This window comes from Sphingomonas sp. (assembly GCF_048594985.1).
Lineage (GTDB): Bacteria > Pseudomonadota > Alphaproteobacteria > Sphingomonadales > Sphingomonadaceae > Sphingomonas_I.
The window spans coordinates 1-9,288 of record NZ_JBMDXG010000069.1 but is presented as its reverse complement, the minus strand read 5'-3'; the positions used below and the strand labels follow the sequence as shown (position 1 = coordinate 9,288).

The window sequence follows — 9,288 nt, the reverse complement described above, 5'->3', positions numbered from 1 at the left end:
TCGGCGGGGGTCTCCACAGCTTTTCATCGATCAGCCTGGCGGGGACGCTCACCTTAGGGGCGGGGGACTTCACGGTGGCCGGTCCTCTGACGCTCGCCAACGGTACGATCACGGCCGGTAACGGCAACGTCTGGATCGGGCGGGCGGCGTCGGACGGGGTGGGGCTGAAGCTGTCGGGCGGGGCGAAGCTGTATCTGGGTAACGGGAACCTGACCGTCGCCGGCGGCGTCGATGTGACGGGCGGCGGCACCACGTTCCAGATGGGCACGGGCAGCATCGTCGTCGGCCGCGCCAATAATGGCATCGGCTTCAACGACACGAACGGCACGATCGCCACCGGCGGCGGCGCCTATCTGAGCGTGCTCGGCCGGATGACGATCGCGGGCGATGGGACGATGGCGAGCTTCGGGCCCGCCGACGTGCGCATCGGCAACGACGGATCGAACGCCTGCACCAGCGCGCCCGCCACCTGCGACGCGCTGACCTTCACCGGCAATGCGCTGGCCTTCGGGGCGGGGCCTTTCAGCGTGAACGGGCGTTTCGTGATGGACAAGAACGGCACGCTGACGCTGGGCGCGGGCGCGCACCTCATCAACGGGACGATGCAGTTCACCGGCGCGGCGACCTTCGGAGCAGGCACCTATACGATCAACGGCGATCTGGTCCGGCCCAGCACCAGCAGCGGCACCGTGAGTGGATCGGGCGTGTCGATCATCCTGAAAGGATTGCTGGCCAATGACGGCGGATCGAGCTTCGCGCTCACCGCGCCGGCCGACGGGGATCTCAAAACGATCCTGCTGGCGACGCGGGCAAGCGGCCAGATGCGCATTGCGAACGGCAATCATGCGCTGAGCGGCGTGGTCTACGCGCCCAATGCGGACCTGCGGTTCGAGAATACGAATATCCGTGTCAGTTCGGCCGCCAATAGCTGTCTGACCTGGATCGTCGGCACCGCGTGGCAGGGCACGGGCGGATATCTCGACGCGCGCAAGTGCACCGGCGGCAGTGGCGCCACCGGTTCCTCCGGCTCGATCACGCTGCTCCAATGATGCCGTGTCGTTTTCTGGGCAAGCTCGCGCGCGCCGAGCGTGGGACCGCAACGATCGAATTCGCTTTGCTGTCGGTCTTCTTCTTCGGCGTGGCGACGGTGGCGCTCGATTTCGCGGCCTTTGTCCAGCAGAAACTGAAGCTGGGCCACGCGGTCGAGCAAGGCGCGATCGTCGCATTCAACATGCGTGACGCGATCGATCCGGTTGCCGTGGCGACCTTCGTGAAGGCGACGGCGGGGCTGCCCACCGGCCCGGCGGTGACGTGCAATGACGGCACCTGTGCGGCTGCGCCGTCGCGAGCCAGCACCGCTTATCGCTGCATCGATCAGGCGACGGGCGCGATCGGCGGCGCTGCCTTGAGCGCGGGCGCGAGCTGCGTGGGCGGGGGCAATGCGGGTTACTACCTCAAGATCGTGGCGACGAAGCGCTACCGGCCAATGATCGTGCCCGACCGCTGGCTGGACGGCACGGTCATGACGCAGACCGCCGTGGTGCGGCTGTCGTGACGCGCCTCGCCAACGACACCAAGGGGGCGGCGGCGATCGAGTTCGCGCTGGTGGCCCCGGTGTTCCTGATCTTCCTGCTGCTGCTGCTCGAGGGCGGGCGGGCGATGTTCACGCAGCAGGCGGTCAACGAGCTGACGGCGGCGGCGGCGCGCTGCGCGGCGATCAAGGCGACAGGCTGCGCGGATCAGACCGCGGTCCGAAACTGGACGGTGGCCCGTGGCCGGCAGCGGTCGCAACTCGCGCTCGCGGCCGCCAACGTGGTCGTCACGATGACGGGCAGCTGTCGTGGCCAGCCGAGCGCGATCGTGACCGTCAACGCGCCATACAAGCGCGGCGCGACGGCGCTGCTGCCGCATTCCGTCATCCCCCCGGCGCTGACCGCGACCGCCTGTTTCCCGCGCACGGCATGAGATAGCTGTGGATAGGTCCGCCGGCGGGCTTTCGGGATCGGCGGCAAAGGCATAGATGGGGGCATGGCCACGCGCTTCGTGCCGCTCCGCATCCTGTCGGCATTCTCGATGCTCGAAGGCGCGATCGACCCCAAGGCGATCGTCGCGCAGGCGCGCAAGCTCGGCTTTCCCGCCGCCGCGATCGCCGACCGCAACGGCCTCTACGGGGCGATGGCGTTCAGCGAGGCCGCCAAGAAAGCGGGCGTCCAGCCGATCATCGGCGCGCTGCTCGGCGTGGCCCGGCCCGGCACGCCCGAGGGCAAGCCGCCGCAGATCGACTGGCTGCCGCTCTTTGCGCAGACGCCCGAGGGCTATGACAATCTGTGCGCGCTGGTTTCCTCCGCGCATCTGGACCGACCGGCGCACGAGGATGCGCATGTCGCGCTGGAGGCGTTGGCCGGACGCAGCACCGGGCTGGTCGCGCTGACCGGCGCCGGCGAGGGGGCGGTCGCGCGGCTGCTGGCGGAGGGGCAGCTCCAGGCGGCCGAGCGCTATCTCGACCGGTTGCAGACGCTGTTCCCCGACCGGCTGTACATCGAGCTCGCACGGCGCGGCGATGCCGTCGAGGAGGCCGCGGAGGCGGCGCTGATCGACCTTGCCTATGCGCGCGATCTGCCGCTGGTCGCGACCAATCCGGCCTGCTTCGCCGAACCCGATTTCCACGCCGCGCACGATGCCATGCTGTGCATCGCGCATTCCTCTTACCTCGAAGTCCAGGAACGGGTCTGCTCCTCGCCCGAGGCATGGATCAAGCCCGCCGAGGCGATGGAAACGCTGTTCGAGGACCTGCCCGAGGCGATCGCCAACACGCTGGTCGTGGCGCAGCGTTGCGCGGTGGCGGCGCCCTCGCGCAAGCCGATCCTGCCGAGCCTGGCGGGCGATCGCGACGCGGAGGCGGAGATGCTACGCCGCGACGCCGCATCCGGGCTGGAGGCCCGGCTCGACAAGCTCGGCCTGGCGGAGGACGCGCGTGGTCCCTATCGCGAGCGGCTCCGCTTCGAAGTCGACGTGATCGTCCAGATGGGCTGTCCCGGCTACTTCCTGATCGTCGCCGACTTCATCAAGTGGGCGAAGGATCACGACATCCCGGTCGGGCCGGGGCGCGGATCGGGCGCAGGTTCGGTCGTCGCGTGGGCGCTGACGATCACCGATCTCGATCCGTTGCAGCTGGGCCTGCTGTTCGAGCGGTTTCTGAACCCGGAACGCGTGTCGATGCCGGATGTCGACATCGACTTCTGCGAAACGCGGCGCGGCGAGGTGATCAGCTACTTCCAGCAGAAAGATGGCCGCGACCATGTAGAGCAGATCATCACTTTCGGGCGACTGAAGGCGCGCGCGGTCCTGAAGGATACGGGCCGCGTGCTGCAGATGAGCTATGGCCAGGTCGACCGGCTAGCCAAGCTCGTCCCCAACCACCCGACCGACCCGTGGACGCTCGACCGCGCGATCAACGGGGTCAGCGAGCTCAACGCCGAGGTCAAATCGGACAGGCAGGTCAAGCGGCTGTTCGATCTGGCAATGAAGCTGGAGGGGCTGCCGCGCCACAGCTCGACCCATGCCGCCGGCGTGGTGATCGGCGACCGGCCGCTCGACCAGCTCGTCCCGCTTTACCGCGATCCGCGCTCCGACATGCCCGTCACGCAATTCGACATGAAATATGTCGAAGGCGCGGGTCTGGTGAAGTTCGACTTCCTCGGTCTCAAGACATTGTCGGTGCTGCAGAAAGCGGTGCAGCTCCTCGGCCGGCGCGGGATCGCGGTCGATCTGGCCGCGCTCGATCTCGATGACCCGGGGGTCTACGCGCTGCTGCAGAAGGGCGACACGGTCGGCGTGTTCCAGCTGGAATCCGAAGGGATGCGGCGCACGCTGTCGGCGGTGCGGCCGACCAATTTCGGCGACATCATCGCGCTCGTGTCGCTCTATCGGCCGGGGCCGATGGACAATATCCCGCTGTTCGGCGACCGCAAGAATGGCCGGGCCGAGATCGAGTATCCGCACCCCTTGCTCGAAGGCATCCTGGCCGAGACTTACGGGATCTTCGTCTATCAGGAACAGGTGATGCAGGCCGCGCAGATCCTGGCGGGATATTCGCTGGGCGAAGCGGACCTGCTGCGCCGCGCGATGGGCAAGAAGATCAAGGCGGAGATGGACGCGCAGCGCGCGCGCTTCGTCGAGGGCTGCGCCCGGCAGGAGATCGGCGCGCAGAAGGCGAACGAGCTGTTCGACTTGATCGACAAGTTCGCGGGCTACGGGTTCAACAAGAGCCACGCGGCGGCCTATGCGCTGCTCGCTTACCAGACGGCGTGGCTGAAGGCGCATCACAAGGCGGAATTCTTCGCGGCGTCGATGTGCTACGACATCAGCCTGACCGACAAGCTGGCAATCTGGGCCGATGACATCCGCCGGTCGGGCGTGACGCTGCTCCCCCCCGACGTGAACCGGTCAGAGGCGGAATTCTCGGTTGAAGCTCACGAGGGTGCGGAAGCCGTCCGCTACGCGCTCGGCGCGCTGAAGGGAGTGGGCGAAAAGGCGATGGAGCAGTTGGTCGAGGAGCGGCGGCGCAGCGGCCCGTTCAAGAGCCTCGACGATCTGGCCGAGCGGATCGACCCGCGCCTGCTCAACCGGCGGCAGATCGAAAGCCTGGCGGCGGCAGGATCTTTCGATGGGCTGGCTCCCGATCGGGCGGGCGTGTTCGCGGCGGCGGAGACGATCCTGGCCGAGGCGGCGAAAGCGCACGAGCAGCGCGAGACGGGGCAGGGCGGGCTGTTCGGCAGCGCGGCCGAGGGCGCGCACGCCCATATCCGCTTGCCCGCCACCGCGCGCTGGTCGGTCGCCGAGCGGATGACGGCGGAGAAGGAGGCGTTCGGATTCTACTTCTCGGCGCACCCGACCGACCGCTTCAAGCTGGTGGCGCAGGCCGAGGGCGCGCGCACGTACGACCAGCTCTGCGCGATGAACGTCGGCGAACCCGAGCGCGACGAGCGCGGACGGCCGGTTTCGCGCGCGACCTTCCGTACGGCGGTGTTGGTCGAGGAGGCGCGCTGGCGCACGTCGGCGCGGGGCAACCGTTATCTGCTCGCCACCTGTTCAGACGCGAGCGGACAGTTCATCATCAGCGCATTCGACGAGGAAGCGGCGAACGCGATGGAGCAGGGCGCGCGTAACAATGCGTGCCTGCTGCTGACGGTCGAGCTCGACAAGCGGCCGGGCGAGGACACGCCGCGCGTGACGGTGCGCGGGGCACGGCCGCTGGAGGGCATGGTGCTCGGCACGCGCCTCCTGCTCGAGATCGAGCTCGACGACGCGCGAGCGCTGGCCCCGCTTGAGGGAATGCTGGAAGCCGCGCGCGGTGACGGTCGCGGCGAGATCCTGCTGGCGGTGCCGGCGGGGACGGGACTCGCGCGATTGCGGCTGGGCCGCGACTATCGGCTGGACGGCGATCTGGTCGAGGCGATCGAACGGCTGCCCGGCGTGGTCCGCGCCGGCCTAGAGCCGCTCGGGCCAAGGCTTCTCGCGCAGAGCGCCTGATCCGCCGCTTGCGGGCGCGGTCCTCGCTCCCCACTTGCGGCCGACAGTCAGGAAGGAAGCGCCAATGCTGATCGATCTTTCGGGAAAGACCGCCCTCGTCACCGGATCGACCGAAGGCATCGGTTTCGGCATCGCGCTCCGGCTTGCGCAATCCGGCGCGGCGGTGGTGGTGAATGGCCGATCCGGGCCCAAGACGCAGGCGGCGGTCGAGCGGCTGCTGGCGCAGGCCCCCGAGGCATCCGTGCGCGGGGTCGCGGCCGATGTCGCCACGGCGGAAGGCTGCGCGGCGCTGGTCGCGGAGGCGCCGGACGTCGACATTCTGGTCAACAATGCCGGCATCTTCCAGCCCGCCGATTTCTTCGACACGCCTGACGAGGTGTGGGACCGGCATTGGCAGGTCAACGTGATGTCCGGGGTCAGGCTGGCGCGCGCTTACCTGCCCGGGATGGAACGGGCGGGCTGGGGGCGGGTGATCTTCCTCGCCTCCGAGTCTGCGTTCAATATTCCGGTCGAGATGATCCATTACGGCGTCAGCAAGACCGCCGACGTCGCGGTCGCGCGCGGGCTGGCCAAGCGCATGGCGGGCACGGGCGTGACGGTCAATTCGGTGCTGCCGGGGCCGACCCTTTCCGAAGGGGTGGCGGCGATGCTGAAGGACGAGCAGGCGAAAAGCGGACAGCCGATCGAAACGGTGGCGGCGGACTTCGTGCAGGCACATCGATCGAGCTCGATCATCCGACGCGCGGCGACGGTGGAGGAGGTGGCGAACATCGTCGCCTATCTCGTTTCCCCACTGGCATCGGCCACGACCGGAGCGTCGGTCCGCGTCGATGGCGGGGTGATGGACACGCTGTAGGATCGCGCCGCCGGGTTTAGCCGCCTAGAACAACCGAAGCTGATCGCCCTCGGGCGGGCGGAATAGATCGGTGCGCAGGACGAGCTTCTCGCGATTGAGATCGAGCTTGCGGCAGGCGATGCCGAAGCGGGTGCGGAGCAGATCGGCCCACGGGCCCTGACCCTGCATCCGCGTGAAGAAGTTGGGATCGTTGTCACGACCGCCGCGGATCGACTGGATCGTGGCCATGACCTTTGCCGCGCGATCGGGATAGTGCGTTTCCAGCCAGGCGCGGAAGAGCGGCGCGACCTCATGCGGCAGGCGCACGGGCAGGAAGAAAGCGCCGCGCGCGCCCGCTTCCTTCGCGGCCTCCAGGATATGCTCCATCTCATGGTCGGTGATCTGGGGCACGACGGGAGCGAGGCTGACGAAGGTCGGTACGCCCGCCTCGATCAGTTTGGCGACGGCGGCGAGGCGCTTGCGCGGGTGCGGGCAGCGGGGCTCGAGCGTGCGGGCGATCGACGGATCGAGCGTGGGGACCGACACGACCACCGCCGCCAGCCCCTTCGCCGCCATCGGCGCGATCAGATCGAGATCGCGCGTCACCCGATCCGACTTGGTGGTGATGGTGAAGGGGTGCCGGCATTCGACCAGCACCTCCAGACAGGCGCGCGTGATGCGCCAGTCGCCCTCGATCGGCTGATAGGGATCGGTGTTGGTGCCGAAAGCGATGGGGCGGGGGAGGTAGCCCGAGGCGGCGAGCTCCGCGCGCAGCAGACGCGGCGCATCGGGCTTGGCGAACAGGCGCGTCTCGAAATCGAGACCGGGCGACAGATCGTGATAGGCGTGGCTCGGCCGTGCGAAGCAGTAGATGCAGCCATGCTCGCACCCCCGATAGGGATTGATCGAGCGATCGAACCCGACATCGAGCGACTGGTTGCGGGTGATGATCGTGCGCGGCGTTTCGGTCGTCACGGTAGTGCGGCGCGGGGTGGCTGGACCATCGAGCGCGTCGCGCGCGTCGCGCCAGTCGCCATCCTCCTCGCGCGCCTTGAGGTTGAAACGCGTGGGCGTTTCGTTGCGCGTGGCACCGCGTCCGTGGTTGGGGCGAGTCATGCGGTGAGCCTAGCCGGCCGGCAGGAACATAAAAAGAACAAACTTGACTTTCGGCAGCGTTTGCGCTAATGCATCGAGGCTCGGGTGGCAGGTGGGCGCCGCCGGGGAGAGCGACAGGATGACCGAGATGATGCCGCCCGCGCGGCCCCGGCTGGGGTTCGCGCAGCTGATGACGCGTGTGCGTCCGCTCGGGCTCGATCCCGCTCGGGATCCGGTGTTCGTGGCGGGCGTGCGCGGCTATTACCGTGACACGATGGGACGGCCCGGCACGAACGACCGGGGCATTTACGACGACGCGCTGTTCCTGGTGAGCCCGAGCTTCTTCGGCGCCTATAACGGCAACACCGATCCATCGGGTCGGCGCCCCGGTCATGGCTTCTCGACGCGGACGCGGGGGCTGGCGCGGCTGACGCCGGGGCTATGGCGCGTCCACCGCTTCGCGAAGCATAATGGAAAGTATCTGGCGCTCTGCCAGCGCGGGGGACCGGTGACGGTGATGCGCGACGGCAATCCCGATTATTCGCATACGGGCATGTTCGGGATCAACATTCACCGTGGGGGCGTGGCAACGACATCCAGCCTTGGCTGCCAGACGGTCCATCCGGCGCAGTGGCCGAGCTTTATCGCGTCGGCGGTCGATCAGGCGAAACGCTATCATGGCGCGGCGTGGGATCGGGTCGACATTCCCTATGTGCTGATGGAGGAGGAATGACGTGCGTGTCACGCGTCAGCCACGCGGCACGAGATCGTTGACCCTCCGTGTCGGCCGGTTGGAAGTGTTCAGACCCGCGATTTTGCTTCTATTCGGCGGTGACGCTGATCCTCGGCTTCGGCCGCGGTGCCGACTGAAAAGTTGGTCACCTGCCCGCGAGGGCGGGGGGCGATGTGCTGGTCTTCGACCGCGTCTAGCCAGCCTTTTGCATGCGCCGACAGCGGTCTGACGGTCCGAAGCCTAGGCTTCGCGCAGGCGCGGCATCAGCTCGACGAAGTTGCAGGGGCGGTGGCGGCTGTCGAGCTGGGTCGCGAGGATGCCGTCCCAGCCGTCCTTCACCGCGCCGGTCGATCCGGGCAGCGCGAACAGGTAGGTGCCGCGCGCGACCGCTGCCGTGGCGCGCGACTGGATGGTCGAGGTGCCGATCGACTGATAGCTGAGCCAGCGGAACAGCTCGCCGAAGCCCTCAATCTCCTTGTCGCGGACGCGGGCGAATGCCTCAGGCGTGACGTCGCGGCCGGTGACGCCGGTGCCGCCGGTCGAGATCACGCAATCGACCGCAGGATCGTCGATCCACGCATCGAGGCGGGCGGCGATCGCATCGACATCGTCGCGTACGATCGCACGGTCGGCCAGGACATGACCCGCCCCGGTCAGGCGGGCGGCCAGCGTATCGCCCGAACGGTCGTCGGCAGGCGTCCGCGTGTCGGAAACCGTGAGGACGGCGATCGAGACCGGAACGAAGGCGCGCTGCTCGTCAATGCCCGGCATCGCTCTCTCCTGACGCAAGTGTCTTCGTCGATGCGACGAACCATTCCGGATGGCTGCCGCGGATGGCGATGGCGGCCCGCTTGGCGACGTTCCCCGTTTCGAAAAGCCCGAAGCAGGTGGCCCCGGAGCCCGACATGCCTGCAAAGCGGGCGCCGGTTTTCCTCCGCGCCCCCAGGACATCGGCGATTGAGGGGGCGATGGCTTTGGCGGCAGGCTCGAGATCGTTGCGCGTCCCTTCGAGCCAGCTGCAGAGCGTCGCGGGATCGAACGTGTGGGGCAGGGGCGGCAAGGGCGGGTTGCTGCGCGATGCGAGGGCGCGGAA

Annotated in this window: 7 protein-coding genes and 2 pseudogenes; 6 read left to right on the top strand and 3 right to left on the bottom strand. The window is 68.2% G+C overall.

From position 1 onward, the window contains the following. The 5 genes and pseudogenes from ACOJSF_RS02490 to ACOJSF_RS02470 form a co-directional block, all read left to right on the top strand. Positions 1-1,049, top strand: a pseudogene (locus ACOJSF_RS02490) (hypothetical protein); the annotation flags it as partial. After that, positions 1,046-1,555, top strand: a complete 510-nt coding sequence (locus tag ACOJSF_RS02485) for a TadE/TadG family type IV pilus assembly protein (RefSeq protein ID WP_420140652.1) — start codon at positions 1,046-1,048, stop codon at positions 1,553-1,555. The pseudogene ACOJSF_RS02490 and the gene ACOJSF_RS02485, both read left to right, overlap by 4 nt. Further along, positions 1,552-1,965: a TadE/TadG family type IV pilus assembly protein gene (locus ACOJSF_RS02480; RefSeq protein WP_420140651.1), complete on the top strand. Its 414-nt coding sequence runs from the start codon at positions 1,552-1,554 to the stop codon at positions 1,963-1,965. Before ACOJSF_RS02485 ends, ACOJSF_RS02480 begins: the two co-directional genes overlap by 4 nt. Before the next feature lie 63 nt (positions 1,966-2,028). After that, the gene (gene dnaE / locus ACOJSF_RS02475; RefSeq protein WP_420140650.1) at positions 2,029-5,532 is read left to right on the top strand and encodes a DNA polymerase III subunit alpha; all 3,504 of its coding nucleotides are present in this window, start codon (positions 2,029-2,031) and stop codon (positions 5,530-5,532) included. A 64-nt stretch (positions 5,533-5,596) separates the two neighbouring features. Further along, positions 5,597-6,388: an SDR family NAD(P)-dependent oxidoreductase gene (locus tag ACOJSF_RS02470; protein WP_420140649.1), complete on the top strand. Its 792-nt coding sequence runs from the start codon at positions 5,597-5,599 to the stop codon at positions 6,386-6,388. 24 nt (positions 6,389-6,412) lie between these two features. Here the strand turns inward: ACOJSF_RS02470 and ACOJSF_RS02465 are convergent, their stop codons facing one another. Further along, a complete protein-coding gene (locus ACOJSF_RS02465; RefSeq protein WP_420140648.1) occupies positions 6,413-7,483 on the bottom strand; it encodes a PA0069 family radical SAM protein in 1,071 nt (356 codons plus the stop codon). Positions 7,484-7,601: 118 nt separating this feature from the next. Here ACOJSF_RS02465 and ACOJSF_RS02460 point away from each other — a divergent pair, with 118 nt between their 5' ends. Then, positions 7,602-8,195: a hypothetical protein gene (locus ACOJSF_RS02460; protein ID WP_420140647.1), complete on the top strand. Its 594-nt coding sequence runs from the start codon at positions 7,602-7,604 to the stop codon at positions 8,193-8,195. 240 nt (positions 8,196-8,435) lie between these two features. Here the strand turns inward: ACOJSF_RS02460 and moaB are convergent, their stop codons facing one another. Next, the gene (moaB, locus tag ACOJSF_RS02455; protein WP_420140646.1) at positions 8,436-8,966 is read right to left on the bottom strand and encodes a molybdenum cofactor biosynthesis protein B; all 531 of its coding nucleotides are present in this window, start codon (positions 8,964-8,966) and stop codon (positions 8,436-8,438) included. Further along, positions 8,953-9,288, bottom strand: a pseudogene (locus ACOJSF_RS02450) (hypothetical protein); the annotation flags it as partial. The pseudogene ACOJSF_RS02450 and the gene moaB, both read right to left, overlap by 14 nt.

Bases quoted from the DNA above. Each gene is read 5' to 3' on its own strand.
- ACOJSF_RS02485 (WP_420140652.1), top strand. From the start codon at position 1,046: ATGATGCCGTGTCGTTTTCTGGGCAAGCTCGCGCGCGCCGAGCGTGGG.
- dnaE (WP_420140650.1), top strand. From the start codon at position 2,029: ATGGCCACGCGCTTCGTGCCGCTCCGCATCCTGTCGGCATTCTCGATG.
- ACOJSF_RS02470 (WP_420140649.1), top strand. From the start codon at position 5,597: ATGCTGATCGATCTTTCGGGAAAGACCGCCCTCGTCACCGGATCGACC.
- ACOJSF_RS02465 (WP_420140648.1), bottom strand. From the start codon at position 7,483: ATGACTCGCCCCAACCACGGACGCGGTGCCACGCGCAACGAAACGCCC.
- ACOJSF_RS02460 (WP_420140647.1), top strand. From the start codon at position 7,602: ATGACCGAGATGATGCCGCCCGCGCGGCCCCGGCTGGGGTTCGCGCAG.
- moaB (WP_420140646.1), bottom strand. From the start codon at position 8,966: ATGCCGGGCATTGACGAGCAGCGCGCCTTCGTTCCGGTCTCGATCGCC.